23 protein-coding genes are annotated in these 25,137 nt (G+C 70.9%); 9 read left to right on the top strand and 14 right to left on the bottom strand.

What is annotated here, in order from left to right; translation table 11 throughout:
• The 6 genes from cyoC to AC1ROY_RS09075 all read left to right on the top strand — a co-directional run bounded on the left by cyoC (nucleotide 1) and on the right by AC1ROY_RS09075 (nucleotide 4,653).
• Nucleotides 1-624, top strand: coding sequence for a cytochrome o ubiquinol oxidase subunit III (cyoC, locus tag AC1ROY_RS09100; RefSeq protein ID WP_493148480.1), 624 nt, complete (start codon nucleotides 1-3; stop codon nucleotides 622-624).
• Nucleotides 621-977: a cytochrome o ubiquinol oxidase subunit IV gene (gene cyoD, locus AC1ROY_RS09095; protein ID WP_493148479.1), complete on the top strand. Its 357-nt coding sequence runs from the start codon at nucleotides 621-623 to the stop codon at nucleotides 975-977. The genes cyoC and cyoD overlap by 4 nt, the downstream gene beginning before the upstream one ends.
• Complete coding sequence (locus AC1ROY_RS09090) at nucleotides 974-1,705, top strand: SURF1 family protein (protein WP_493148478.1); 732 nt, start codon at nucleotides 974-976, stop codon at nucleotides 1,703-1,705. The genes cyoD and AC1ROY_RS09090 overlap by 4 nt, the downstream gene beginning before the upstream one ends.
• Nucleotides 1,702-3,018 (top strand): ATP-binding protein, encoded by a 1,317-nt coding sequence (locus AC1ROY_RS09085; RefSeq protein WP_493148477.1) that lies wholly within the window; start codon nucleotides 1,702-1,704, stop codon nucleotides 3,016-3,018. Before AC1ROY_RS09090 ends, AC1ROY_RS09085 begins: the two co-directional genes overlap by 4 nt.
• Nucleotides 3,015-3,554, top strand: a complete 540-nt coding sequence (locus AC1ROY_RS09080) for a response regulator transcription factor (RefSeq protein WP_493148476.1) — start codon at nucleotides 3,015-3,017, stop codon at nucleotides 3,552-3,554. The genes AC1ROY_RS09085 and AC1ROY_RS09080 overlap by 4 nt, the downstream gene beginning before the upstream one ends.
• A 127-nt stretch (nucleotides 3,555-3,681) precedes the next feature.
• The gene (locus AC1ROY_RS09075) at nucleotides 3,682-4,653 is read left to right on the top strand and encodes a Bug family tripartite tricarboxylate transporter substrate binding protein (RefSeq protein WP_493148475.1); all 972 of its coding nucleotides are present in this window, start codon (nucleotides 3,682-3,684) and stop codon (nucleotides 4,651-4,653) included.
• Between the two features lie 163 nt (nucleotides 4,654-4,816).
• On the opposite strand, the gene AC1ROY_RS09070 is transcribed toward AC1ROY_RS09075, so the two are convergent.
• From AC1ROY_RS09070 to AC1ROY_RS09060, 3 genes are read right to left on the bottom strand one after another with little or no spacing between them, the layout of a single operon-like run.
• Entirely contained in the window at nucleotides 4,817-5,599 is a 783-nt protein-coding gene (locus tag AC1ROY_RS09070; RefSeq protein ID WP_493148474.1) for an SDR family NAD(P)-dependent oxidoreductase, read from the bottom strand.
• A gap of 3 nt (nucleotides 5,600-5,602) precedes the next feature.
• Nucleotides 5,603-6,454: a TauD/TfdA dioxygenase family protein gene (locus AC1ROY_RS09065; RefSeq protein WP_493148473.1), complete on the bottom strand. Its 852-nt coding sequence runs from the start codon at nucleotides 6,452-6,454 to the stop codon at nucleotides 5,603-5,605.
• A 28-nt stretch (nucleotides 6,455-6,482) separates the two neighbouring features.
• Nucleotides 6,483-8,063: an ABC transporter substrate-binding protein gene (locus tag AC1ROY_RS09060; protein ID WP_493148472.1), complete on the bottom strand. Its 1,581-nt coding sequence runs from the start codon at nucleotides 8,061-8,063 to the stop codon at nucleotides 6,483-6,485.
• Between the two features lie 249 nt (nucleotides 8,064-8,312).
• Here AC1ROY_RS09060 and AC1ROY_RS09055 point away from each other — a divergent pair, with 249 nt between their 5' ends.
• Nucleotides 8,313-9,677: an LLM class flavin-dependent oxidoreductase gene (locus AC1ROY_RS09055; protein ID WP_493148471.1), complete on the top strand. Its 1,365-nt coding sequence runs from the start codon at nucleotides 8,313-8,315 to the stop codon at nucleotides 9,675-9,677.
• Nucleotides 9,678-9,782: 105 nt separating this feature from the next.
• On the opposite strand, the gene AC1ROY_RS09050 is transcribed toward AC1ROY_RS09055, so the two are convergent.
• From AC1ROY_RS09050 to AC1ROY_RS09040, 3 genes are read right to left on the bottom strand one after another with little or no spacing between them, the layout of a single operon-like run.
• Nucleotides 9,783-10,547 (bottom strand): SDR family NAD(P)-dependent oxidoreductase, encoded by a 765-nt coding sequence (locus AC1ROY_RS09050; RefSeq protein ID WP_493148470.1) that lies wholly within the window; start codon nucleotides 10,545-10,547, stop codon nucleotides 9,783-9,785.
• A 34-nt stretch (nucleotides 10,548-10,581) separates the two neighbouring features.
• Nucleotides 10,582-11,706: an oxidoreductase gene (locus AC1ROY_RS09045; protein WP_493148469.1), complete on the bottom strand. Its 1,125-nt coding sequence runs from the start codon at nucleotides 11,704-11,706 to the stop codon at nucleotides 10,582-10,584.
• A gap of 43 nt (nucleotides 11,707-11,749) precedes the next feature.
• Entirely contained in the window at nucleotides 11,750-13,321 is a 1,572-nt protein-coding gene (locus AC1ROY_RS09040) for an ABC transporter substrate-binding protein (RefSeq protein WP_493148468.1), read from the bottom strand.
• Between the two features lie 231 nt (nucleotides 13,322-13,552).
• Here AC1ROY_RS09040 and AC1ROY_RS09035 point away from each other — a divergent pair, with 231 nt between their 5' ends.
• A complete protein-coding gene (locus AC1ROY_RS09035) occupies nucleotides 13,553-15,151 on the top strand; it encodes a GMC family oxidoreductase (protein ID WP_493148467.1) in 1,599 nt (532 codons plus the stop codon).
• Between the two features lie 24 nt (nucleotides 15,152-15,175).
• Here the strand turns inward: AC1ROY_RS09035 and AC1ROY_RS09030 are convergent, their stop codons facing one another.
• On the bottom strand, nucleotides 15,176-16,747 hold the full coding sequence (locus AC1ROY_RS09030; RefSeq protein ID WP_493148466.1) for an ABC transporter substrate-binding protein: 1,572 nt from the start codon (nucleotides 16,745-16,747) through the stop codon (nucleotides 15,176-15,178).
• Nucleotides 16,748-17,117: 370 nt separating this feature from the next.
• Between AC1ROY_RS09030 and AC1ROY_RS09025 the strand changes: the two genes are divergently transcribed.
• On the top strand, nucleotides 17,118-18,242 hold the full coding sequence (locus tag AC1ROY_RS09025) for an LLM class flavin-dependent oxidoreductase (RefSeq protein WP_493148465.1): 1,125 nt from the start codon (nucleotides 17,118-17,120) through the stop codon (nucleotides 18,240-18,242).
• 45 nt (nucleotides 18,243-18,287) lie between these two features.
• Here AC1ROY_RS09025 and gcvA read toward each other — a convergent pair whose 3' ends face one another.
• The 7 genes from gcvA to AC1ROY_RS08990 form a co-directional block, all read right to left on the bottom strand.
• Nucleotides 18,288-19,238, bottom strand: coding sequence for a transcriptional regulator GcvA (gene gcvA / locus AC1ROY_RS09020; protein WP_493148464.1), 951 nt, complete (start codon nucleotides 19,236-19,238; stop codon nucleotides 18,288-18,290).
• Nucleotides 19,239-19,481: 243 nt separating this feature from the next.
• A complete protein-coding gene (locus AC1ROY_RS09015) occupies nucleotides 19,482-20,240 on the bottom strand; it encodes an SDR family NAD(P)-dependent oxidoreductase (protein WP_493148463.1) in 759 nt (252 codons plus the stop codon).
• 11 nt (nucleotides 20,241-20,251) lie between these two features.
• Nucleotides 20,252-21,007 carry an SDR family NAD(P)-dependent oxidoreductase gene (locus tag AC1ROY_RS09010; RefSeq protein ID WP_493148462.1) on the bottom strand — a complete coding sequence of 252 codons (756 nt, stop codon included), beginning with the start codon at nucleotides 21,005-21,007 and terminating at the stop codon, nucleotides 20,252-20,254.
• A gap of 198 nt (nucleotides 21,008-21,205) precedes the next feature.
• A complete protein-coding gene (locus AC1ROY_RS09005) occupies nucleotides 21,206-21,979 on the bottom strand; it encodes an SDR family NAD(P)-dependent oxidoreductase (RefSeq protein ID WP_493148461.1) in 774 nt (257 codons plus the stop codon).
• A complete protein-coding gene (locus AC1ROY_RS09000; RefSeq protein ID WP_493148460.1) occupies nucleotides 21,976-22,947 on the bottom strand; it encodes an NAD-dependent epimerase/dehydratase family protein in 972 nt (323 codons plus the stop codon). Before AC1ROY_RS09000 ends, AC1ROY_RS09005 begins: the two co-directional genes overlap by 4 nt.
• 7 nt (nucleotides 22,948-22,954) lie before the next feature.
• Nucleotides 22,955-24,010, bottom strand: a complete 1,056-nt coding sequence (locus AC1ROY_RS08995; protein WP_493148459.1) for an ABC transporter ATP-binding protein — start codon at nucleotides 24,008-24,010, stop codon at nucleotides 22,955-22,957.
• A gap of 7 nt (nucleotides 24,011-24,017) precedes the next feature.
• On the bottom strand, nucleotides 24,018-25,115 hold the full coding sequence (locus tag AC1ROY_RS08990; RefSeq protein ID WP_493148458.1) for an ABC transporter substrate-binding protein: 1,098 nt from the start codon (nucleotides 25,113-25,115) through the stop codon (nucleotides 24,018-24,020).
• Between the last annotated feature and the right edge of the window lie 22 nt (nucleotides 25,116-25,137).

Raw genomic sequence — 25,137 nt, 5'->3', positions numbered from 1 at the left:
ATGGACACCCTGACCACCCAGACCTCCCCGCTCCGCTTCTACGAGCTGGACGAGCACGACCATCCCGAAGGCGGCAGCACCATGCTGGGCTTCTGGATCTACCTGATGAGCGACTGCCTCATCTTCGCGATCCTCTTCGCCTGCTTCGCGGTGCTGGGCGGCAACTACGCGGCCGGCCCCTCCCCGCGCGACCTGTTCGAGCTGCCGCTGGTGGCGCTCAACACGGCGATGCTGCTCTTCTCCTCGATCACCTACGGCTTCGCCATGCTGTCGATGCAGGCGGGGCGGCCGGGCGCGACGCGGGCCTGGCTCGGCGTCACCGCCGTCTTCGGCCTGGCCTTCCTCAGCATCGAGCTCTACGAGTTCGCGCACCTCATCCATATCGGCGCCACGCCGCAGCGCAGCGCCTTCCTCTCGGCCTTCTTCACCCTGGTCGGCACGCACGGGCTGCACGTCACCTTCGGCCTGGTCTGGATCGCCGTCATGATCGTGCAGGTCGGGCGGCGCGGGCTGATCCCGGCGAACCAGCGCCGGCTGATGTGCCTCAGCCTCTTCTGGCACTTCCTGGACGTCATCTGGATCGGCGTCTTCACCTTCGTCTACCTGATGGGGATGCTGCGATGAGCCATGACGCGCCTCACGCGGAGGGCGCCGCCCACGGCACGCTGCGGGACTACCTGATCGGCTTCGGCCTCTCCGTGGTGCTGACCGCGATCCCCTTCTGGCTCGTGATGGAGCGGCCGCTGGCGGCCGGCCCCACCGGCGTGCTGGTCATGGGCTTCGCGGTGGTGCAGATCCTCGTGCACATGGTGTATTTCCTCCACATGAACGGCCGTTCCGAAGGCGGCTGGACCATGATCGCGCTGGTCTTCACCCTCGTCGTCGTCGCGATCACCATGACGGGCTCGCTCTGGGTGATGTATCATCTCAACACGAACATGATGCCGATGCCGCACGAGATGGGCAGCATCCCGTGACCCTCCGCCTCGGGCCGGCGCTGGCCGGCGGGGGCGCGCTGGTGATGACGGCTTTGCTGGCCGGGCTCGGGCTGTGGCAGCTTCAGCGGCGCGAGTGGAAGCACGAGCTGATCGCGCAGGTCGAGGCCAGGGTCCATGCCGCGCCGGTCCCCGCTCCGGGGCGGGCGGAATGGCCCCTCCTCTCCGCCGCGCGGGACGCCTACCGGCGCGTCGTCGTCGAGGGCCGCCCGCTGCGGGACCGCGAGACGCTGGTGCGGGCGACGACGGCACTGGGAAGCGGCTACTGGGTCATGACCCCTCTGCAGACGGCTGACGGCACGGTCCTGGTCAATCGCGGCTTCGTCCCGCCGGAGCGGCGCGACGCGGCGGCGCGCGGCGAGGCGGACGGCGACGGCCCCGTCCGGGTGACCGGCCTGCTGCGCCTGAGCGAGCCGGGGGGCGGCTTCCTCCGCGCCAACGATCCCGCGGAGGACCGCTGGTACTCGCGCGACGTCGCGGCCATCGCCGCCCGGCGCGGCCTCGGCGACGCCGCGCCCTTCTTCGTCGACGCGGAGGCCGTGCCGGGCGCTGGGCGCTACCCGGTCGGCGGGCTGACGGTCATCCGCTTCGCCGACAACCACCTCGTCTATGCGCTGACCTGGTTCGGCCTGGCGGCGCTGTCCGCCTGGGCCGCCTTCATGGTCCTGTTCCGCGCCCGGGCCGAAGTCCCGGCGGTGGGGGCGGAATGAGCGGCGGGACGCGCGGCATCGGCCTGCCCGAGGCGGAGGCCGGGCGGCGGAACATGCGCCTCCTGATCCAGCTGCGCTGGATCGCGGTGGGCGGGCAGCTCGTCACCATCGCCGTCGTGCAGGGGCTGATGGGGGTGGACCTGCCCCTCGCCACGCTCCTGCCGGTGCCGATCCTGCTCGCGGCCATCAACCTGCTCAGCCTGCCGCTGCTGCGCCGGCCCGCCGGCGTCAGCAACGCCGAGCTGACGGCCGCGCTGCTGATCGACATCGCCGCGCTCGCCTGGCAGCTCCACCAGAGCGGCGGCCTCGCCAATCCCTTCACCTCGCTCTTCCTGCTCCAGGTGGCGATCGGCGCGATGCTGCTGCGTCCCGCCTCGAGCTGGGCCATGGTGGGCGCCGCCGGCGTCGCGCTCGGCCTGCTGGCCCTCCATTCCGTGCCGCTCGACCTGCACGAGCGCCATCGCGCCGACCCGCTCGGCCTCTACCTCCAGGGCAGCCTGATCTGCTTCGCGCTGATCGCGGTCCTGCTCGTGCTCTTCGTGACCCGCATCAGCCGCAACCTGCGCGACAGCGACGCGGCGCTGGCGAGCGCGCGGCAGCAGGCCGCGGAGGAGAACCATATCATCCGGATGGGCCTCCTCGCCTCGGGCGCGGCGCATGAGCTGGGGACGCCGCTCTCCACGCTCTCGGTCATCCTCGGCGACTGGCAGCGCATGCCGCGGATCGGCGGGGATCCCGAGCTCGCGGCGGATATCGCGGACATGCAGGCGGAGGTGGCGCGCTGCAAGGCGATCGTCGGCGGCATCCTGATGTCCGCCGGCGAGGCGCGCGGCGAGGCCCCGGCGGTGACGACGATGCGCCGCTTCCTCGACGGCATCGTCGCCGACTGGCGCGCGATGCGGCTGCCGCGGACGATCCACTACACCGACCGCTTCGGCGAGGACGTGACCATCGTCTCCGACCCCGCGCTCAAGCAGGTGATCGGCAACGTCATCGACAACGCCCTGGAGGTCTCGCCCCGCTGGATCGGCATCACCGCCAGCCGCGACGGAGATTCCCTCGTGCTGGAGATCGCCGATCGCGGCCCCGGCTTCTCGCCGGAGATGCTCGCCGCCTTCGGCCAGCCCTACCGATCGAGCAAGGGCCGGTCCGGCGGCGGGCTCGGCCTCTTCCTGCTGGTCAACGTGGCGCGCAAGCTGGGCGGCGGCGCCGAGGCGCGGAACCGCGAGGACGGCGGCGCGGTGGTCCGCCTCACGCTGCCGCTCGACGTCATCGCCTATGCCGGGGCCTATGCCGGGGAGGCGCCGCGATGAGCGAGGAGAGGCTCCTGGTCATCGTCGAGGACGACGCCGCCTTCGCCCGGACGCTCCGGCGCTCCTTCGAGCGGCGGGGCTACGGCGTGCTCTCCGCTTCGAGCCACGAGGAGCTGACGGCGCTGCTGCTCGAAGGGCACAGGCCCGGCTATGCGGTGGTGGACCTCAAGCTCGGCGGCGGGATCTCGGGCCTCGCCTGCGTGAAGGCGCTGCGGGCCTCGGACGCGGCGATGTCCATCGTCGTGCTGACCGGCTTCGCGAGCATCGGGACCACGGTGGAGGCGATCAAGCTCGGCGCCTCCTACTACCTCGCCAAGCCCTCGAGCACCGACGACATCGAGGCCGCCTTCGAGCGGCGGGACGGCGATCCGGCCGCCCCGGTGGACGGCCGGCAGTCGTCCATCAAGACGGTGGAGTGGGAGCATATCCACCAGGCGCTGGTGGAGACCGACTTCAACATCTCGGAGGCCGCGCGGCGCCTGGGGATGCATCGCCGCACGCTGGCGCGGAAGCTGGAGAAGCGGCAGCTCCGCTAGACGGGGGTGGGACGCGATCATCACACGTGATCCGCCGGCTTGCCGTCCGGCATGGACAACCGGGCCGCCGTCATCAAGAAAGGAATCGCCGCCCGGCCCCCGGGAAGAGCAGGAAAGAGGAACCTCCATGATCGCGCGTCGCGTCCTGTTGAGCGCCGCGGGGCTTGCCGCCCCGTCGGCGCGCGCCCTGGCCCAGGCCAGCTGGCCCGCCCGGCCCGTCCGCCTCGTCGTCCCCTATGCGGCCGGCGGCCCCACGGACACCGTGGCCCGCATCCTGGCCGAGCGCGTCTCCGGCACTTCGCCGGAGCCCGTGATCGTCGAGAACCGTGCGGGAGGCGGCGCCCTTCCGGGCACGGAGGCCGTGGCCCGCGCGCCCCGGGACGGCAGCACCCTCCTCTTCACGACCGTGGTGCACGCCGTGCACCGCGCGCTCCACGGCAGGCGCCTCACCTTCGATCCCCAGGCCGATTTCGCCGCTGTCGCGCTCGTCGGCGTCGTGCCGCAGGTCATCATGGTGCCGCCCGACAGCCCGGTGCGGGACATGAAGGGCCTCATCGACTTCCTGCGCTCGGGGCCCCGCGCCTATGGCAGCAGCGGGGTCGGCGGATCCTCGCATCTCGGCGTCGAGCTGCTGAAGGCCATGACCGGCACGCAGGCCGAGCACATCCCCTATCGCGGCACTGCGCCTGCCGTGAGCGACCTCCTCGCCGGCCACATCGCGCTGGTGATGGACAGCGTCGCGACCGGCGCCGCCCAGGTGCGCGCCGGCGCCTTGCGCGGCATCGCCACCACCGGCGCCCGCCGCTCCGCAGCCCTGCCCGATCTCCCCACCGTGGCCGAGACCGTGCCCGGCTTCGAGGCCACCACCTGGAATGCCGTCCTCGCCCCAGCCGGCACGCCCGCGCCCATGGTCGAGGCCATGTCGGCCGCCATCTGGAGGGCCATCGGCGACGACTCGACGCAGGCGCGGCTGACCGAGCTCGGCGTCCAGCTCCCGGCGCCGGAGGATCGCAATCCCGCGGCAACGGGACGCTTCATCGCCTCGGAGACGGCGAAGTGGGAGCGGCTGGTCCGCGAGGCGCGGATCACCGTGGAATAGCCCGTCCAGGGAGGGCCCCTGCCCTCTCCCCCTCCTCACGGCGACGCTGGCTTTCCTGCGCGCCCGACGGCCATTGCCGCAGGGGCGGGACGGCCCTTCCTCGGGCGCCGCGCGCGCGCGGCCGCAGTGAGGACCTCGCCGGTCTCCGCGGCCCGCCGGCCGGCTACACCATGCCGCGCCCGCCGCTGATGATCAGGTTGTGGCCGGTGATGAAGCGCCCGTCATCCGCGGCGAGGTAGCAGACGCCCGCCGCGATATCCTCGGGGGCGCCGTAGTCGCCGAGGGGGATGAGCGCCTTGATGCGCTCCTGGACGCCCGGCGGCTGCGGCGCGAGGGCGGGCGTCATGATCGGCCCCGGCGAGATGGAGTTCGCCGTCACCATGTAGGGGGCCAGCTCCATGGCCAGGACCCGCGTGAAGCCCACCACGCCGGCCTTGGCGGCGGCATAGTCGTGGAAGAAGGGGGTCGGCGTCAGCCAGGAGGTCGAGGAGATGTTGATGATGCGGCCCGAGCGCCGCTCGCGCATGCCCGACACCACCTGGCGGGAGCAGAGCATGGTGCTCTTGAGCGAGACCGCGATCACCATGTCCCAGGTCTCGGGATCGGAGTTCCAGAAGTCCGTCATCTTCTCGCGGGCGCTGCGGCCGACGCCGTTCACCAGGATGTCGATGCGGCCATGGCGCGCCGCGATGCCGGCGAAGGCCGCCTCGACGGCGGCGCGGTCCGTGCAGTCGAGCTCCAGGGATTCGGCGGTGCCGCCGGCGGCGGCGATGCCCGCCTGCGTCTCGGCCACGCGCGGATCGCGGTCGATCGCGACGACGGTGGCGCCCTCGGCCGCGACGCGGATGGCGGTGGCGCGGCCGATGCCGGAGGCCGCGGCGGTGACCACGGCGATGCGGCCGGACAGGCGCCCGGGGACGGGGCGCGGGAGCGGGGCGTCGATCATCGCTCAGGCCGCCGCGCGGATCGGGGTGCGCCGGAGCGTGCGTGGCTGGCTGGGGTCGAAGGGAGCGCGGGCGTGCAGCAGCATGCGGTTGTTCCAGACGAGCAGGTCCCCGGCCCGCCAGTGATGGACGTAGTTGACGGCGGGATCGTCGAGATGGCGGCGGAGCAGCGCCACCAGCCCCGGCACCTCCGCCTCGCCGAGGCCTTCGATGGCCGCTGTCGTGGAGCCGTTGTACCAGATGGCGCGGCGGCCGCTGGCGGGATCGGTCCAGACCATCGGGTGCGTCGCATCCGCCACATTGGGCTGGCCGCGCCGGCTGAGGTCGTAGGGCGCCGTGTAGTCGCTCTTGCGAAAATCGTACATGTGGATGCAGCGCAGCCCCTCGACCTTCCGGCGCAGCTCCTCCGGCATGGCCGCGAAGGCGCGGCCGGAGATGCAGAAGCGGGTCTCGCCGCCGGTCTCCGGCACTTCGATGCCGTAGAGCATCAGGGCGTTGAGCGGCTCCGGCGTCCAGAGATGGTCGGCGTGCAGGGTGAGCTCGCCATCCCCCAGGATGCCGTCGGCCCGGCGGTTCGAGACATGCTGCTGATCGGCGAATTCGGGCTTGGCCACGCCCTCGTAATGCGAGGTGCGGATCGCGATCTCGCCGAACAGGGCGGCGAAGCGGCTCTGATCGGCGGCGCTGATCTTCTGGCCGCGGAACAGCAGCAGGTCGCTCTCCCGATAGGCCTGGAGCAGCCGGGCGGCGAGGTCGGGCGGAATCTCCCGGCTGAGATCGACGCCCGTCACCTCCACGCCGAAGGCGCCGGTCAGCGGGCGGAAGCCAGGCCTGGTGTCGAGAGGGGTGTCGGGCATCGGTCTTCTCTTTCCTTGCGCGGGGCGGTCAGTTGGCGGCGCGGCTGATGTTCCACAGCACGGGGAAGCCCACCTCGAGCACGCCGCGCAGGTTGGACCGGTAGCCGCCGGGAACGGCGAACTGGCCGAGGAAGCCGAGCGTGACGTGCTCGTGGACGCGGAGCTGGATGCGCCGCGCCAGGTCGCGCCGCTCCGCCTCGTCGCCGGTGGCGGCGAAGCGCTGGATCAGCGGCGTCATCTCGGGATCGCAGTACCAGCCCGGATAGCCCGCGCTGTTGCAGTTGTAGGCGACGGCGTAGTTGGCGAGCGGGTTGAACAGGTCGGCCCCCTGCCACACCACCGGCACCAGGCTCCAGCCGCCGCGCTCCACCGGCTCGCGGCTCAGGCGGCGCTGCGAGACCGAGGCCCAGTCCGAGGCCCAGACGTCCACGTTGAAGCCCGCGCGCTTGAGCTGGTCGATGACGACCAGCGAGATCGGGTTGATCAGCGTGGAATCGGTCGCGTGCAGCACCACGATGCGCTCGCCGTTGTAGCCCGCCGCGGCCAGGGCCGCGCGGCCCCGTTCCGGCGTGGCGGCGAGCACGCGCTCGGCGCCGGCATCGGTCTCGAGCGGGCCGCCGCACAGGAAGATCGCGCCGCAGGGCTGCCCGGCGCCTTCCGGCAGGCCGAGCCCGTCCAGGATCTCGCGCTGGTTCAGCGCCGCGGCGAGGGCCTGGCGGATGCGGATGTTGTTGAAGGGCGGCTGGGCGTGGTTGATGGTGAGGCCGCCCATGATCTGGCCCATCGGCGGCTGGCGCGTGAGCGTGACGTTGCGGTTGCGCCGGACCAGCGGCAGGCTGTCGATCGGCACGTATTCCAGGTAGTCGACCTCGCCGGCGAGGAGGGCCGCGACCTTCGTGGCGGGGTCGGGCATGGAGACGAACTCGGCGCGGTCGAAATGCACGCGCTTGCCGCCCGCCAGCCCGTCGGCCGGCTCGTCGCGCGGCAGGTAGTGCGGGTTGCGCCGGAACACGACGCGGCTGCCCGAGACCCACTCGTTGCGGTTGAAGGTGAAGGGGCCGGAGCCCAGGATCTCGGTGATGGCGCGGCTGGGGTCGCTGTTGGCGATGCGAGCCGGCATCATGAAGGGCACCATGACCGCGGGCTTGCCCAGCGCCTCGATGACCTGGCCGAAGGGGCGGGAGAGCTCCAGCACGAAGGTCCGCTCGTCCACCGGGCGCATGCCGCTCGTCGCCGCCATCAGCTGGCTGCCGAGCCCGTCGCGCGCGCCCCAGCGGCGGATCGAGGCGATGCAGTCCTCGGCCGTCACCTTGGTGCCGTCGCTCCAGAGCAGGCCCTCGCGCAGGCGGAAGGTCCAGGTGAGCTGGTCGGCGCTGCTCTCCCATCTCTCCAGCATCTGCGGCCGGTAGCGGCCCGCGCTGTCCATCGCGATCAGCGTGTCGAAGACCATGAAGCCGAAATAGCGCGTGGCCTGCGAGTTGGTGATGACGGGGTCGAGCACCTGGAGCTCGGTGTTCATCACCATGCGGAGAGGCGCCTGCTGGGCCCGGCCGGGTGACGTCATCAGCGCGGCGCCTGCGGCCAGGGCGGCCAGGAGGATTCTTCGCATCGGCTTCCTTCCTTCTTTCCTGGCGGCGCCATGGCGATGGGCGCTGCCTGGGACGAACGGATACAGGCTGGTCCGATCGGCCTGCCGGACGGATGGTCCGGCCGCCCGGACATTTCCGTCAAGCGCACCTTTGCTCCTCCCGCACCCAACGAATTGTCGGTCGCGCCTGGAGCGATCGGTTCTTGCCGGCGCGCCGGCCCTGTGCCCCAGATGCCGGATGAAGACCGTGAGCCGCGCAGGGAGCGCCCCGTGAAGGAGATTCGCCTGAACGCCTTCGTGATGGATTCCGTCACGCATTCGCACCAGGGCCTGTGGCGCCACCCGCGCGACCATTCGCTGGACTACTGCGACCTCGGCTACTGGACGGATTTCGCGCAGCTGCTCGAGCGTGGGCTGTTCGACGGCGTCTTCATGGCCGACGCGCTCGGCATCTACGACGTCTATGGCGGCTCGGCGGATGCGAGCCTGCGCAGCGCGGTCATGGTGCCGCGGAACGACCCGTCCATGCTGGTCTCCGCCATGGCCGCCTGCACGAAGCATCTCGGCTTCGGCATCACCTTCAGCGTGCTGGACGAGACGCCCTACGCCTTCGCCCGCAAGATCTCCACGCTCGACCATTTCACCAAGGGCCGCATCGGCTGGAACGTCGTCACCGGCTTCCTGGAGAGCGCGGCCCGGGCGCGCGGCGACGACCGGCAGATGAGCCACGACGAGCGCTATGCCGTCGCCGAGGAGTTCATGGAGGTCGTCTACCGCCTCTGGGAAGAGAGCTGGGAGGACGGCGCGGTCCTGCGCGACACCATCAGCGGCGTCTATGCCGACCCTGCCAGAATCCACGCGATCCGGCACGAGGGGCAGTACTTCAAGCTGGACGGCATCCATATGTGCGAGCCCTCGCCGCAGCGCACGCCGCTGCTGTATCAGGCGGGCAGCTCGCCCAAGGGGATCGGCTTCGCGGCGCGGCACGCGGAGGCCGTCTTCATGACCGGCCCGCGCCACGCGGTGGCGCCGCGGGTGCGCCGGCTGCGCGAGGAGGCCGCCCGCCAGGGCCGCGATCCCAAGGGCATCCAGGTGATGCCCTCGATGAACATCGTCACGGCGGCGACGGATGCCGAGGCGGAGGATCTGCACGCCGAATATGTCGGCTACCTCGATGCCCCCGGCGCCCTCGCACGGCTGTCCGGCTTCACCGGCACAGACCTAGCGGCGCTGGCGCCCGACCAGCCCATCACCGCGACGGGCAGCGGGAACGGCATCCAGTCCACCCTGGAGAACCTCGTCAAGGGCGGCGCGACCGGCAAGGCCTGGACGGTGGGCGACGTGGCCAACAGCCTCAATCCCGACGGCGCGCAGCCGGTGCTCGTCGGCGGGCCGAAGCGCGTGGTGGATGCGCTGGAGGCCTGGCTGGAGGAGGCCGACGTGGACGGCTTCAACATCGCGGTGGCGGTGAAGCCCGAGACCATCGCCAACATCGTCGCGCATGTCGTGCCGGAACTGCAGCGCCGGGGGCTCTACAAGACGGAGTACCGCCCCGGCACGCTGCGCGAGAAGCTGTTCGGGCGGGGCGCCCGCTCGCTCCCCGGCCATCCCAGCGCGGCCTTCCGGAAGGGCTGAGCCGACGGCGCCCTGGGAGGGGCTTTGCCCCTCCCAGACCCACCCCACCAGGGCTTTATGCCCTGGACCCCAATAATTGGGAGGTTGAGGAGGGCAGAGCCCTCCTCAACGACCGCCCGCGACGTCCAGCGTCACGCCGGTCACGTAGCTGGACTCGTCGGAGGCCAGATAGAGCACCGCGTCCGCGATCTCCGAGGGCTGGCCCAGCCGGCGCATCGGCACCATCCGGTTGGGGCTCTGCTCCATCGTCTCCTCCATGCGCGCGAAGAGGGCGCGCGTGCGGTCGGTCTCGATGGGGCCGGGCGCCACCGCGTTGATCCGCACGCCGAGCATGGACACCTCCATCGCCACGTCGCGCACGAAGCTCGAGATGCCGCCCTTGGACGCGGAATAGGCGGCGGCGCCGCTGTTCAGCGCCGACCAGGGCGTGCCGTTCCTCGAACCCGAGGACAGGCAGACGATGCTGCCGGCCTTGCGCTCCATCATGGAGGGCAGGATCGCCCGGGTGCAGAGGAAGGCCGAGCGCAGGTTGAGCTTGATGGTGAAGTCCCAGTCGGCGACCGACATCTCCCAGATGCGCGCGTTGCGCGATCCGCCGACATTGTTCACCAGCACGTCCGCCTCGCCGCACTCGGCCTTGATGCGCGCGAAGGCCTCCTGGACGACGGGCTCCTCCGTCACGTCGCCGGCCATGGCGACAGCCTCGATGCCCTTGGCACGGAGCTCCGCCGCAACGCGGTCCAGCCCGGCCTGGTCGATGTCGAGCAGCGCGAGCCGCGCGCCCTCCGCGCCCAGGCGCTGCGCGATGGCGGCGCCAAGGCCGTTCGCGGCGCCCGTCACGATGGCGAGCTTGTTCGTCAGACGACCCATGATGTGCTCCAGCGGCAGGAAAGAGGCCGGCGCGTCACGCGGCGACCGGCGCGAAGGCCGGCCGCGCCAGCCGGGCGCCCGCCCAGACCGAGGGACGCGCACGCTCATGCTGATAGCCGTAGGGCAGGTCGACGCCCAGGGCCTGGGCCGCGTGCCAGACCCAGCGGGGGTCGTCGATGAAGGCGCGGGCGATCGCGACCATGTCCGCCTGGCCCGAGGCGATGGCCTCCTCCGCCAGAGCGGGCTCGACGATCATGCCGACGGCGACGGACTGGATGCCGGCCTCGCGACGGATGCGTCCGGCATAGGGGATCAGGTAGCCAGGACCGGCAGGCAGGCGGGCCCTGTCCACGATGCTGCCGCTGGAGACGCAGACATAGTCGCAGCCGATCGCCTTCAGCCGCGACGCGAAGAGCACCATGTCGTCGATCCCGATGCCGCCCTCCACCCAGTCGGCGCAGTTGATGCGCATGCCGAGGGCGCGGCTCGCGGGCCACACGTCGCGCACGGCGGCCGCCACCTCCAGCGGAAACCGCATGCGGTTCTCGAAGCTGCCGCCATAGGCGTCCTCGCGCTGGTTCGACAGGGCCGAGAGGAAGCTGTGCAGCAGATACCCATGGGCGCCGTGCAGCTCCAGCACGTCGATGTCGAGCCGGGCCGCCCGCGCGGCGGCCTGGGCGAAGGCACCGCGCACCCGGAGCAGCCCCGCGGCATCCAGCGCCACCGGGACCTGCCAGGCCTCGCCGAAGGCCAGCGCGGAGGGACCGCAGACGGGCCATCCCCCCGCGCCCGGATGCAGGGGATGCCCGCCCTCGCTGGGATGCGCGCAGGAGCCCTTGCGCCCGGAATGGCCGAGCTGAAGGCCGAGCCGCGTGTCGGAGAAGCTGCGGAGGCCGGAGATCAGCCGCGCGAAGGCCTCCTCCTGCGCATCGCTGTGCAGCGCCAGGTTGCTGACGTTGCCGTAGCCCATGGGCTCCACCGTCGTGGATTCGATCATCACCAGCGCCGGGCCGGAGACGGCCAGGCTGCCCAGGTGCTGCAGATGCCAGGGCTGCGGCATGTGGTCCACGGCGCTGTACTGCGCCATGGGCGAGACCATGATGCGGTTCGGAAGGACGACCGGGCCGAGCCGGCCGGGGGAGAACAGGCTGGACGTCATGAGGCAGGGTCCTTCGGGGATCGGAACCAACGGGGGTGCGTCTTCAACGCCCTTCGCGGCGGACATTCCAGAACACCGGAACCTCGGCGGCAATCATGCCCGTCAGGTTCGCGCGGTAGGCCGGCGGCACGGCGAACTGGCCGGCCAGCGAGAGCGACACGCTCTCATGCGCACGGGCCTGGATCTGCGCGGCGATCTCGCGCCGCTTCTCGAGGTCGCTTTCCGCGCCGAACCGCACCAGCAGGTCGTTGATCGCCTCGTCGCAGGCCCAGCCCGGATAGTTCCGGCAGTTGTTGGCGATGGGGTAGTTGCTGAGCGGCGTGGTCAGGTCCTCGGCGGCCCAGATGAGCGGCAGCACGCTCCAGCCGCCGCTGCCCGGCGGGTTCCTGTTCCAGCGCTGCTGGGCGATCGAGCTCCAGTCGGTCGAGCGGACCTGCACGTTGAAGCCGGCCCGCTGCATGCGGTCGATCGTGACGAGCGAGACCGTGTTGATGATGGGCACGTCCGCGCTCTGCAGCAGGACGACGGGCTGGCCGGCATAGCCGGCCTGGCGCATCAGGGCGCGGGCGCGCTCCAGGCTCGGATCGCCCAGCCGCTCCGCGCCCGCCTCGGAGGCGTAGGGCGAGGAGCAGGTGTAGATGGAGAGGCACCGCGGCAGGAACATGTCCGCGGGCAGGCCGAGCGCCGCCAGGTATTCCGGCTGGTCCATGAGCTGCTGGACGGCCTGGCGCAGCAGCGGGTTGTCGAAGGGCGGCTGCGCCTGGTTGACCTGCACCACGCCCATGAACTGCGGCACGCCCCGGCCGGAGGGAATGCGGATGTTCGGGTCGCGGCGGAGCTGCGCGAGGTAGTCGAAGGGCACGCGCTGGACGAAATCCACCTCGCCGCGCTGCAGCGCCGCGACCTTGGTGGCGGTGTCGGGAATCGAGACGAACTCCGCGCGGGCGAAATGCACCACCTTGCCGCCGGCCAGCCCGTTGGCCGGCTCGTCGCGGGGGCGGTAGCGCGGATTGCGGGCGAAGACCGCGCGGTCGCCGGCCCGGTATTCCGACGGGACGAAGCGGTAGGGTCCGGAGCCGATCACCTCGGGGATGGCGCGCGTGGGATCGGTCGCGGCGAGGCGCGCGGGCATCATCGCCGGCAGGTTGCTGCTGGCCTTGCCCAGCGCCTCGATGACGAAGCCGAAGGGACGCGCCAGCTGCAGGACGAAGCGGCGCTGGTCGACGACACGGAGCTCGCCGGCGGCGGCCATCATCAGCCGGCCCATGCCGTCGCGGGAGGCCCAGCGGCGGATGGAGGCCACGCAGTCCTCCGCCGTGACGGGAGCGCCGTCATGCCATTCGAGGCCCTCGCGCAGGGTGAAGCTGTAGGTCAGGCGATCCTCGCTCACCTGCCAGGATTCCAGCATCTGCGGGCGGTAGGCGCCGTCCGCGTCCTGGGCGATCAGCGTGTCGAACACCATCAGGGAAAAGTTGCGCGTGAGATAGGCGCTGGTGACGACGGGATCGAGGATCTGCAGCTCGCCGTCGAGCGCGATGCGCAGCGGCGCCTGGTCCTGCGCGAGGGCGGCCGGCGCGGCCATGGCCGCCGCCGCCATCATGAGACCCGCCGCCATCGCTCTGCACCGCATGCTCTTCACCCCCGGACGTCGATCCTGCGCGCCTCCCATGGGGCCTGGAATTTTCCCCGGGGGCAACCGGAGAGAACTGCCGGGCAAGACCTACAAATGCTAGGCCGCCGGGCCTCTGCTATCCGGCCCTAGGAAAAGTCGGGCGGCGCGGCAGGAGCGGTTGCTTGGCATGATCGCCGTGCGGTGGAAACTGCGTCGAGATCACGGAGGCTCGGCGTGGAACAGGATGGCTGCGACTACCTGATCATCGGCGCCGGCTCGGCCGGCTGCGTCCTGGCGAACCGGCTGTCGGAGGATCCGGCCTGCCGGGTCATCCTGCTGGAGGCCGGAGGCAGCGATGCGCTGACCCTGAATCGCGTGCCGGGGATGCTCTACCAGACCGTGACGCGGGAGAGCACGAACTGGGGCTACCAGACCGAGCCGCAGAAGCATCTGGACGACCGGCGTCTGCCCTGGGCGCGCGGGAAGGTGCTGGGCGGCTCGAGCGCGATCAACGGCATGCTCTATGTGCGGGGCAACCGGCGCGACTACGACGGCTGGCGTCAGATGGGCTGCACGGGCTGGTCGTTCGAGGATGTCCTGCCCTATTTCCGCCTGTCCGAAGGCAGCGAGCGCGGCGCCTCGGAGATGCACGGCGCCGAAGGGCCGCTGCATGTGCGCCGCGGCGGCTCCACCCATGAGATCGGCGACGCCTTCATCGCCGCGGCGGCCGAGGCGGGACTTCCGCTGACCGATGACTTCAACGGAACGAGCCAGGAAGGCTTCGGCCACTACGACATGACCATCCGCCGGGCGCAGCGCTGGGGCACCGCCTCCGCCTTCCTCGCCCCTGCACGGGGGCGCAGGAATCTGACCGTGCTGAGCCGGGCCCATTGCCTTCGGCTGCTGGTGGAGAAGGGCATGGCGCTGGGCGCGGAGGTCCTGGTGGGCGGCGTGCAGCGCGTCATCCGCGCCGAGCGCGAGACCGTGCTCTGCGGCGGGGCCATCAACTCGCCGCAGCTGCTGATGCTGTCGGGCATCGGCCCGGCCGAGCACCTCCGCGCGATGGGCGTCGAGGTGCAGCAGGATTCGCCGCAGGTCGGCGAGAACCTGCAGGATCATCTCTGCTATCGCGTCCGCATGCGCTGCAACCTGCCGATCACGGCCTACCGCTACCGCAACCCGATCCATGCGGCGCAGGCAGGAGCGGAGTACGCGCTCTTCCGGAAGGGGTTCCTGACGACCAGCCCCATGCCGGCCGGCGGCTTCTTCCGCAGCGACGAGCGGCTCGAGGTGCCGGACATGCAGGTTCATGTCCTGCTGGCCCTGATGACCGATACGCCGAAGCGCCTGCCGGAGGAGCACGGCTGGATGGTGCAGGTGAACCAGGGCGTGCCGGCCAGCCGCGGAACCATTCGCCTGAAGTCAACCGACCCGCTGGAGCATCCGGCGATCGACCCGCGCTATTGCAGCGTGGCGGAAGACATGCGCGCGCTGGTGCGCGGCGTGCAGCGGATTCGGGAGGTGGTCCATCAGAAGGCGCTGCAGCCCTATGTCTCGGAGGAAGTCGAGCCGGGGCCGGGGCGCGCCGATGCGGCCGGGATTGCCGCGCTGGTCCGCCAGAAGTCCGTCACGGTCTATCACCCCGTCGGCACGTGCCGGATGGGCGGAGACCCGGCCGCCGTGGTGGATCCCGAGCTGAGGGTGAACGGCGTGGCGGGGCTGCGCGTCGTGGACGCGTCGATCATGCCGGTGCTGGTGAACGGGAACACCAATGCACCGACCATCATGATCGCCGAGAAGGCGGCGGCCATGATGAAGAGCCGGGGGGCGTAGAGCGTTCGCCCCCGCGGTTGGGACCTACCGGTCCATGTTCCAGAACAGCGGAATGCCGGTGGACAGCACGCCGCGAAGGTTGCTGCGGTATAGGGCGGGAATGGGGAACTGGCCCAGCGCGACCACCGAGACCGTCTCGTTCGCCCGCTCCTGCAGCCGGGCGGCGATGGCGCGCTGGCGCGCGGGTTCGGCCGTATCCGCGAATTGCTGGACGAGGCCCCTGCTCTCCTCGTCGCAGGACCAGCCGGAAAAGGCCTGGCAGGTGTAGCCGATGAAGTAGTTGGTGAGGGGGTTCGCGGCGTCGTAACCGGAATAGATGGCCGTCCAGCCGCTCCAGCCGCCGCCATCCACGGGATTGCGGTTCAGCCGGCGCTCGGAGAGGGTGGGCCAGTCCATGGCCTGATCCTCCACGTTCATCCCGATGCTGCGAAGGGTCTGCTGCACCACGGTCGCCGGCAGGTCGATCGCCTGCACGTCCGTGCTGTGCAGCAGCACGGTGCGCTGGTTGTTGTAGCCAGAGGCCCGCAGCAGTTCGCGCGCCCGCTCGATGCTCGGCTGCCGCAGAGGCCCGCTGCCGGCGTCGGACTCGAAGGGGCCGCCGCACATCAGCAGGGAGAAGCAGGGGCGCCGCTGGCCCTCCGGCACGCCCACGGCGGCCAGGCTGTCCTCCTGGCTCAGCGCCGCCTGGACCGCCCTGCGCACCAGCGGATTGTCGAAGGGCGGCTGCGTGTGGTTCATCCGGAAGACGCCGAGGAAATTGGTGAGGCCCGCGGAATAGTCCACGCGGATCTGGCGGTTGCGGCTCAGGCGCGGCAGGAGATCGAGCGGCGCATACTGGATGTAGTCGATCTCGCCGCGTTCCAGCGCGGCGACGGCCGTGGAGGGATCCGTGATGTTGTGGAATTCGAGCCGGTCGATATGCACGACCTTGCCGCCCGCGAAGCCGCTGGGAGGCTCGGACCGCGGCCGGTAGGCCGGGTTGCGCTCGAAGACCACGCGGCTTCCGGGAACCCATTGCTCCCTGCGGAACAGGAAGGGGCCGGAGCCGACGATCTCCTGCGCCTGGGCGGTGGGCTCGGTGTTCGCCGCGATGCGCGCGGGCATGATGACCGGCACGTAGCTGCTCGGCTTGCCCAGCGCCTCGATCACGAAGCCGAAGGGGCGGGCGAGGCGGATGGTGAAGGTGCGCTCGTCCACCACCTCGAGCGCGGCGGTGCGCTCCATGAGAAGCCGGCCGAAGCCGTCCCGTGCGCCCCAGCGGCGGATCGACGCCACGCAGTCCTCGGCCTTCACCGGCTGGCCGTCGCTGAAGACCAGGCCTTCGCGCAGCCTGAAGGTCCACACGAGTCCATCGCTGCTGACCTCGTGGCGCTCGACCATCTGCGGCTGGTATCGCCCTTCGCCATCCAGGGCGAACAGCATGTCGTAGATCAGGTAGGCCACGGAGCGCGTGATGTAGGCCGGCGAGTAGATCGGATCGAGAAAGCGGAGATCCGCATCCATGACCGCGCGCACGACCTTCTGGGCGGCGACGGGCGAGACCGCAAGGGTCAGCCAGGCCAGGGCGGCAGCGGCGAGATGAACCGGGCGGGGCATGTCACATCCTTCGCAGTTGCTCCGTTGCGTCCTGCGACGGCGAAGCAGGTTGCGCCGATGTGTCGTGCGAGTTCCTTTCCCGCCGGGATCATAGCAGGAGAGGCGGAAAGCGGCCCCGGACGAGTCGTCAGGACGCGGCATTACCGCTTGTTGTGCACGGTATCCGGCTTGCCGGAGGCTCCAGGCGTCGGGAGGATGGAACGATGACGAGAGCAGGGACGGCAGCGCGTGGCCCAACAACTCGTAGGCACGGCGCGAAGCGATCATCGGTTGCTCCATTCAAATTCGGATGGAACCTTGCCGGGTATCGGCCGGCTGAGTCGCTTCGGCGGCCTGGTCCGTATCGACGCGACGGTGTGAGGAGCGCCCCATGTCTCCGGTGATCAACCCCATGCGGGGGCCGCAGCCCTTCAAGATCGGGCTGTTCGGCTATCTGCACGACGGCGGCAACGCCCTCACCACGGCACCGGAGCGCTGGCGCGCCCGCTGGGACGACATCGAGGCGCTGGCCCGCATGGCCGACGACGGCGGGCTCGACTACCTGATCCCGATCGCCCGCTGGAAGGGCGTGCCGGGCGAGATCAACAACCGCCTCTGGTCCTTCGAGACGCTGACCCATGCGGCGGCGCTGGCCGCGGTGACGAAGCGCATCGCGCTGTTCTCCACGGTGCACACGCCGATCGTGCATCCGATCTTCGCCGCCAAGGCCATGACGACGATCGACCATGTCAGCCACGGGAGAGCCGGGCTGAACATCGTCTGCGGCTGGAACCAGGCCGATTTCGACATGTTCGGCCACAACCAGCTCGAGCACGACGAGCGCTACGCCCAGGGGCGGGAGTGGTACGAGATCTGGTCCCGCATCATGCAGGGGCCGGAGGAGGAGTTCGACCATGACGGCAAGCATTTCCCGGGCCTGAAGGGCATCATCGGCCAGCCCGGATCGGTCCAGCAGCCGCGGCCCCTCGTCATCAACGCCGCGTCCTCCGGCCCCGGGCGGGACTATGCCATCGCCTGCTCGGACTTTCTCCTCACCAGCATCCCCAGCCTGGAATACGGGGCGCAGGTGAATGCGGACCTGGCCGCCCGCTGCGCCACGCTGGGCCGGCCGGTGCTGCCGACGATCGCCACCTCCTACCTGGTGTGCCGGCCCACGCGAAAGGAGGCGCAGGACTTCCATCGCTACTACGCGGAGGAGATGGGTGATTTCGCGGCGGTGGACCACTACATCGGTACGCGCTCGAAGAATGCCAGCACGCCGAGCGCGCAGGCCCATGACGCGCGCATCCGCTTCGCCGGAGGCAATGGCGCGCTGCCCATGATCGGCACGCCCGAGGATGTCGTGGATTCCATGCTGGCGCTGCATCGCGCCGGCTTCGCCGGCACGACGCTGACCTTCCTCAACTTCCTCGACGACCTTCCCTTCTTTCTGTCCGAGGTCGTGCCGCTGATGGAACAGGCCGGGCTGCGGCTTCCCGCGACGATCCCGGCGTGACCCCTGCCGGCAGGCCGGGGGCCGGCCGCGCAGGGACGAGGTTCGTCAGGCGACTTCGGCCCGGCGGACACGCCGCTCCGGCCGGCGCGGGGCCGGGAGCGCCTCCTGTCTGCCGGCCGCGGATTCATCCAGGACCCAGTCGCGGAAACGCGCCAGCCGCGGGTCGGTCGGAACGCCCTCGGGCTCGAGGATATAATAACCGAGCGGCCGTTCCAGGACGCAGTCGAAGGGCATCACCAGCGCGCCCCTGGCAAGCTCCGGCTCCAGCAGGCGAAGCTGGCCCATGGCGATGCCCAGGCCCTGCTGGGCGGCCTGATAGGAGAGGGACGAACTCTCGAAGGCCATGAACTGGCGCCGCTCCAGCCGCACGCCGGCAAAGGTGGCCCAGTCCAGCCAGTCGCTCTGCCGATAGCGCGACTGGAGCACCGGATAGCGGACGACATCCTCGACGCGGCACAGCGACCGGTCGTCCTCCAGCAGCAGAGGGTTGTAGAGCGGCGCCAGGCTGTCGCCGAAGACCTTGCGCGCCACCCGGCTTTCCCAATGCCCGTTGCCGAAGCGGATCGCCGCATGCAGGTCGGGCGTGTCGAAGCTGGCCGCGGCGATGCTGGCGGTCAGGTTGATCTCGATGTCCGGATGGGCCGCATGGAAGGCAGGCAGGCGCGGAAGCAGCCAGTGCTTCGCGAAGGTGGCGCAGACGCGGATGCGCAGGTTGCGCCGGGCACGGTCGCGCCGGGTGGCGCGCGTGGCGCCGTCGATCGCATCGAAGGCGCCATTGATTCCGGCGAGGTAGCGCGCGCCTGCCTCGGTGAGACGCAGCTCCGAATGGAAGCGCTCGAACAGCTTGACCTTCATCCAGCTTTCCAGCACCGCGACCTGCCGGCTCACCGCGGCCTGCGTGACGCCGAGCTCGGCCGCCGCACGCGTGAAGCTGACGTGCCGCGCGGCCACCTCGAACATGCGGAGCGGATTGAGCGGAGGCAGCAACCGCGCCATGCACACCTCTCTGGAGTTGCGATCTTGATGATCGCGAAGTTCGGTGGGGGATGCAAGCAATCGGGCCTGCCTTGTTCCCAGCGGGCAGGTTCGGCTTCGGCCAGGCCGGCGCATTCCGTGCGGAACGGCCCGCGGCGCCACAGCTCCGGCAGCGCGAGCTCAACGAACCCGTCGAGGCCGCCGGGAACGGCGTATCCGCGATGTCGGCCGGCGTGCCCCAATCAAGCCAGGGCCTGGCTCCCCTCAGGCATAGCCGCCATCCACGGGAATGATGACGCCATTGACGAAGCTTGCGAGGTCGGAGGCGAGGAAGGCGACGACCTTCGCAACCTCCTCCGCCTCCCCCAGCCGACGCAGGCCGATGCGGCTCAGCAGAGCCTTCTGCCCGGCCTCGCCGTAGCGCGCCCATTGCCGGTCGCGCGCCGGGTTGGTGAGGACAAGCCCGGGCGCCACGGCGTTGACCGTGATGCCGAAGGGACCGAGATCGGCGGCGAGCTGGCGCGTCAGCCCGTTCACCGCGTGCTTCGATGCCACATAGGCCTGCACGCCGTTGATCGAGGCCCTGGAGCCGGCGCCGGAGCTCACCATCACGATGCGCCCGCCGCCCGCCTGCTTCATCCGCGGCGCGATGGCACGGCACAGCGCGAAGACGGCATCGACATTGATCGCGAGGATGCTGTCCCATTCGTCGTCGGACACCTCCTCCGGCGGCTTCGGCGCCTGGCCCAGCGAGCCGCCGGCATTGTTCACCAGCACCTCGATGGGCCGGCCCGCCTTGCGCTCCACCGCGGCGATCCAGTCCGCGGCGGCCCTGCGGTCGGTGAGCTCGACGGGCTCGGTGTGGACGTTGGGCAGCGCGCCGATGGCGGCGAGGCCCTCGGCCGAGCGGTCCGTGGCGTGGACTTCCGCGCCGAGGCCGGAGAAGAGGCGTGTCAAAGCATCGCCGATGCCGCCGGCGGCCCCGGTGACGGCGACGAGCTTTCCTTGCAGACCGAGATCCATGGACCGACTCCTCAATTCATGTTGGCGCCGCCGTCCACGTCGATGACCTCGCCCGTGAGCCACATGGGCTCCGCCGTGGCGAGGAAGCCGACCACGACGGCGATGTCCTCCGGCGTGCCGACGCGGCCCAGCGGAATGCCGGCGGGGATGCGGTCCATATAAGGAGCGAAGCTCGCCTCGGTGCGCGGGGTGAGGATCGCGCCGGGGCAGATGGCGTTCACGCTGATCGTCGGCGCGAGCTCGCGCGCGAGGCCCCTGGTCAGGCCGAGCACGCCGGCCTTGGTGGCGCTGTAGGCGAAGCGGCTCGCCGAGTGGGGGGAAGGCCCGGAATTCGCCGAGACGGAGGAGATGTTGACGATGCGTCCACCGCCCGCCGCCAGCATCCCCGGCGCCACCGCCTGCGACCAGTTGAAGTAGCCCTTGAGGTTCACCGCCATGCCACGGTCCCATTCCTCCTCGGTGATCTCCAGGATGCGCTTGGGCTGCAGGACCGCGGCGTTGTTCACCAGCACGTCGATGCTCCCCCACCGCGCCTCGAGCGCGGCGACATGGTCGCGCGCGGCCTGGTAGAGCGAGGTATCGACCTCGATCGGCACCGCGTCGGAGCCGAGCTCCCGCAGCTCGGCCGCGGTCCGTTCCAGGTCCTCGGCGCGGACATCCACCAGGGCAAGGTCGAAGCCGTGCCCGGCCAGGGTCAGGGCGATGGCGCGGCCGATGCCCCGCGCGCCCCCGGTCACGATGGCCTTCCGTCGCCGCTCTGCACTCATCGACTGCTCCTCCCTGCTCAATCCGTTTCCAGTCTCGGCGGCGCGGCGACCGCTGCCAAGCGGGTAGGGGTCGCGGTCTCGATGCGTTGGATCCGGCGGCCGCGGGGGAGCGGAAGCTTTCGCTGCCCACCGCCGCGACGACGGCACCGTTCCGCCGTGCCGCGTCGACTTCGCGCCGATGCGCCCCAGAAGCCCGGTTCACATCGCCGTGTAGCCGCCATCCACCAGAAGGTCGGCACCGGTCATGAAGCTCGACGCGTCGCTGACGAGGAACAGGGCGGCGGCGGCGATCTCCGCGGGCCGGCCGAGCCGGCCGAGCGCGTGCTTGGGCGCGTTGAGGGCCGCGGCCGTCGCCATGTCCCCATGGCGGATCAGCATGCGGCGCGTCTCGATCGCGCCCGGCGAGAGGGAATTGACCCGGATGCCCTGCTCCGCGTGATCCAGCGCCATGGCCTTCGCCAGCTGGATGAGCGCGCCCTTGGACGCGCAATAGGCCGGGCGTCCCTTGGCGCCCACGCGCCCCATCTGGGACGCGATGTGGACGATGCTGCCGCGCCCGGCCGCGATCATGTGCGGCAGCACGGCGCGGCTCATCAGATAGGCCCCGGTCACCTGGACGGCGAAGGTCAGGCCCCAGTCGGCGGGCTCCAGCTCGAGGACGCTGCCGGTGGGGTCGTCGTTGGAGGCGCCGTTGATGAGGGCGTGGACGGTGTCCCATTCCGCCACGACGGAGGCGATGGTGGCCAGGGTCTGCCCCTGGTCGGTGACGTCGCAGGCGAAGGCCCTCGCCTCCCCGCCCTCCGCGGCGATGGCCGCCGCCAGCTCCTGCGGCGCCGCGCGATCCAGGCAGGCCACGCGGGCACCCGCCTCCGCGAATCCGCGCGCGATCGCCGAGCCGATGCCGCCGCCGGCGCCCGTCACCACGGCCACCCGCCCGTGGAGGCCGAAGCCGTTCGTCCCCATCTCCGTCATGCGCTCTCCCGATGCCAGGCCAGGTAGTCGTCGAAGGCCTCTGCCTCGCCGAACCTCGCCGTGAAGCCGATCTCCTCGCGCAGCCGGTCGACCCGGAAGGGCGGGCGCGCGGAAGGCGTGGCCGCGCCGACGGTCACGCGCGCGGCGCCTTCCGTCAGCTCGTAATCGAAGCCGGGAAAGGTGCCCTTCAGCCGCTCGCACCAGCCGGTGAGGGACCAGCGGCGACCCGTCGCCAGATGGTAGACGCCGTGCGCGAGGGCCGGCGCATCCATCAGCGCGACGATCGCGGCGGCGATGTCGGTCGCATAGACCCAGTCGTCCGGCAGTCCCGGGCGGAACCGTGCCACGCCGCCCGCGGCGGCGAGGCGCAGCAGCTGGAAGGGCAGGCTCAACGTGTCCCGCACGCCCGTGTCGTATTCCCAGCGGCCGAAGACATTGCCCAGCCGGCCGACCAGCACGTCGAGCCCGCGCGTCGCCCGGTAGCGCAGCGCCGTCCGCTCGGCGGCGTATTTCGTGATGCCGTAGAGGCTCTCGGGCACCGGCGGCAGCGTCTCGTCGATCGCCTCCACTCCGGGCGGCACCTGCCCGAAGACCGAGCCCGTCCCCGTCTGCACCACGCGCCGGACGCCGCAGGCCAGCGCCGCTTCGAGCACCTGGATCGTCCCGCCCAGGTTCACCTCGGCGATGGTCGAGGCCTCGCGGGATTCGCGGTCCAGCCCGGCGGTGATCGCGGCCATGTGCACCACACGGTCCGCCGCCTGCGCCCGCAGCGCGTCGACGATCGCGGCCCGGTCGCGCACGTCGCCGGTCACCACCTCCAGCCGGCCCGGCAGGGACCGCAGATGCCGCTCCGCCGCTTCCGGCGGCGCGGCCGGGCCGAAGAGGGCGACCTTCTCGCCGCGAGCCAGGAAGGCAGAGGCGACGTTCAGGCCGACGAAGCCCGCGCCGCCCGTGATCAGCACGCTCATCGGGCGGTCAGTCCACCAGCACGGTCAGGTCGTCGGGCGCCCAGCGGACCGAGACGGACGCGCCGGGCACGATCTCCGGCTGGCCCGCCGTGCTCGGCGCGTCGGAGACCAGGGTGACGGAATCGCTCAGCCGGATCCGGCGGCGGATGGTCGGGCCCATATAGGTCTCCTCCTCCAGGATCCCCTCCAGCCCCTCCCCCTGCGCCGCCAGCTCCACCTTCTCGTAGCGCAGCGCCACCAGCACCTCCTGCCCCGTCGCGGCGGCCGGCGGCAGGCGCGCCGGCAGGGAGAGCGCGCCGATCGCCACGGTGCCGCCCTCGGCCACACGGCCGGTGAAGAAGTTGGAATGGCCCATGAACCGCGCCACGAAGCCACGCGCCGGCCGCTCGTAGATCTCGCGCGGCGTGCCGACCTGCATGACGCGGCCGCCGCTCATCACGGCCATGCGGTCCGACATGGCCATCGCCTCGCCCTGGTCGTGGGTGACGAAGACGAAGGTGCTGCCCGTCGCGCGCTGGAGCTGCCGCAGCTCCTCCTGCATCTGCAGGCGCAGCTGCAGATCGAGCGCGCTCAGCGGCTCGTCCAGCAGCAGCACCTCGGGCTCGTTCACCAGGGCGCGGGCGAGTGCCACGCGCTGGCGCTGCCCGCCGGAGAGCTGCTCCACTCGCCGCGCGCCGAAGCCGCCGAGGCGCACCATCTCCAGCGCCTCGTCGATCCGGCGCCGGATGGCCGCGCGCTCCTGGCGCTTCATCTCCAGCCCGAAGGCGATGTTCTCCGCCACCGTCAGGTGGGGGAACAGCGCGCCCTGCTGGAACACCATGTTGCTGCGCCGGCGATAGGGCGGATCGTTCGTCACGTCGCGGCCGCCGATGCGGATCTCGCCCGTCGACGGCATCTCGAAGCCGCCGATGATGCGCAGCAGCGTCGTCTTCCCGCAGCCCGAGGGGCCGAGCAGCGAGAAGAACTCGCCGCGGCGGATGTCGAGCGAGACGTTCTCCAGCGCCGTCACCGTGCCGAAGGTCCGCCCGACATCGCGGATCGAGACGGTGACCTCCGCCGTCATGGCCGGCTCACGCGCTCTTCACCCGTGCCCAGGTCTCCAGCCACATGTTCATGTTGGCGGGGAAGCGCTGCGGATAGTGCTTCACCGAGCCGTCGAAGATGCCGAAGCCGAGGCGGTGGCGCTCCTCGGGGGTATAGCTGCCGCCGGTCGAGGGAGAGACCGGCAGGTAGCCGCAGGAGGGGGTGATCTGGTTGCAGTAGCGCTCGCCCATCATGGCATTGAGCACGGCATGGGCGCCGCGGGCGTTGCGCGCGTTCTTCGGCACGTAGCCGCACATCATCAGCGAGGTCACGCCCTCCTTCGGCAGGGCGTAGCCGGTGGGGAAGCCGCGCTGCTCCATCTCGGCACGCATCGGCACGATGCCGTAGCTCACCACCACCTCGTTGTTCGCCAGCAGCGCGGTGCCCTGGGCGAAGGTGGTGAAGAAGGTGCGCACGTTCCGCTTCTTCGAGATCAGGAAGCGCCCGACCTCCGTGACCTGGGCACGGTCCATCTTCTCGGGCTCGGCATGGCCGAGATAGAGGCCGGCGGCCAGGATCATCTGGTGCGCGGTGTCCCACCAGGCGATGCGCCCGGCGTAGCGGTCCTCGAAGAGCAGCGACCAGGACTGGGTGTAGGGGTCCTCCACCGGGACGACGTCCTTGTTGAAGAGGATGGAGTCGAAGCCCCAGGAGATGGGGATCATGTAGAGCTTGCCGTCCCGCTCGCCGACGCCGGCGCGCGACGCCTCGGAGAGCTTGGCGAGGTTGGGCAGCAGCGAGCGGTCGAGCTCCTGCACCCTCTCCTGCCCGGCCTGGGCACCCATCACCACGGGGCGCGAGAACTCGAAGGAGCTGCAGATGATGTCGAAGCGCTGGCCGCCCGCGGCGGTGAGGCGCGAGACGGAGTCCGTCGAGGACTGGTAGGGCCCGTTCACGAGATCACAGCCGGCGTCCTCGTCGATGATGGTCTTGAGCTGCCCGCCCACCATGCCCGGCACGGTGATGATGTCCACCACCGGCTTGGCCTGCGCGCGGGCCTGGCCCGCGACGCCAAGGCCGGCCGCGGCCCCCAGCAGGTGGCGCCGCGCCAGCGGTCCGGCGGCGTGACTGTTCTGCTCACTCATGGCGGAATCTCCTGGCTGTGGG

Source organism: Roseococcus sp. GW821-FHT12F05, assembly GCF_058806835.1.
Note: the sequence above shows the minus strand (reverse complement) of the source record. Positions and strands in the feature narration are given on the sequence as shown.

Coding starts and splice junctions, on each gene's coding strand:
- cyoC (WP_493148480.1), top strand. CDS start 1: ATGGACACCCTGACCACCCAGACCTCCCCGCTCCGCTTCTACGAGCTG.
- cyoD (WP_493148479.1), top strand. CDS start 621: ATGAGCCATGACGCGCCTCACGCGGAGGGCGCCGCCCACGGCACGCTG.
- AC1ROY_RS09085 (WP_493148477.1), top strand. CDS start 1,702: ATGAGCGGCGGGACGCGCGGCATCGGCCTGCCCGAGGCGGAGGCCGGG.
- AC1ROY_RS09080 (WP_493148476.1), top strand. CDS start 3,015: ATGAGCGAGGAGAGGCTCCTGGTCATCGTCGAGGACGACGCCGCCTTC.
- AC1ROY_RS09075 (WP_493148475.1), top strand. CDS start 3,682: ATGATCGCGCGTCGCGTCCTGTTGAGCGCCGCGGGGCTTGCCGCCCCG.
- AC1ROY_RS09070 (WP_493148474.1), bottom strand. CDS start 5,599: ATGATCGACGCCCCGCTCCCGCGCCCCGTCCCCGGGCGCCTGTCCGGC.
- AC1ROY_RS09065 (WP_493148473.1), bottom strand. CDS start 6,454: ATGCCCGACACCCCTCTCGACACCAGGCCTGGCTTCCGCCCGCTGACC.
- AC1ROY_RS09060 (WP_493148472.1), bottom strand. CDS start 8,063: ATGCGAAGAATCCTCCTGGCCGCCCTGGCCGCAGGCGCCGCGCTGATG.
- AC1ROY_RS09050 (WP_493148470.1), bottom strand. CDS start 10,547: ATGGGTCGTCTGACGAACAAGCTCGCCATCGTGACGGGCGCCGCGAAC.
- AC1ROY_RS09045 (WP_493148469.1), bottom strand. CDS start 11,706: ATGACGTCCAGCCTGTTCTCCCCCGGCCGGCTCGGCCCGGTCGTCCTT.
- AC1ROY_RS09040 (WP_493148468.1), bottom strand. CDS start 13,321: ATGGCGGCGGGTCTCATGATGGCGGCGGCGGCCATGGCCGCGCCGGCC.
- AC1ROY_RS09030 (WP_493148466.1), bottom strand. CDS start 16,747: ATGCCCCGCCCGGTTCATCTCGCCGCTGCCGCCCTGGCCTGGCTGACC.
- AC1ROY_RS09025 (WP_493148465.1), top strand. CDS start 17,118: ATGTCTCCGGTGATCAACCCCATGCGGGGGCCGCAGCCCTTCAAGATC.
- gcvA (WP_493148464.1), bottom strand. CDS start 19,238: ATGGCGCGGTTGCTGCCTCCGCTCAATCCGCTCCGCATGTTCGAGGTG.
- AC1ROY_RS09015 (WP_493148463.1), bottom strand. CDS start 20,240: ATGGATCTCGGTCTGCAAGGAAAGCTCGTCGCCGTCACCGGGGCCGCC.
- AC1ROY_RS09010 (WP_493148462.1), bottom strand. CDS start 21,007: ATGAGTGCAGAGCGGCGACGGAAGGCCATCGTGACCGGGGGCGCGCGG.
- AC1ROY_RS09005 (WP_493148461.1), bottom strand. CDS start 21,979: ATGACGGAGATGGGGACGAACGGCTTCGGCCTCCACGGGCGGGTGGCC.
- AC1ROY_RS09000 (WP_493148460.1), bottom strand. CDS start 22,947: ATGAGCGTGCTGATCACGGGCGGCGCGGGCTTCGTCGGCCTGAACGTC.
- AC1ROY_RS08995 (WP_493148459.1), bottom strand. CDS start 24,010: ATGACGGCGGAGGTCACCGTCTCGATCCGCGATGTCGGGCGGACCTTC.
- AC1ROY_RS08990 (WP_493148458.1), bottom strand. CDS start 25,115: ATGAGTGAGCAGAACAGTCACGCCGCCGGACCGCTGGCGCGGCGCCAC.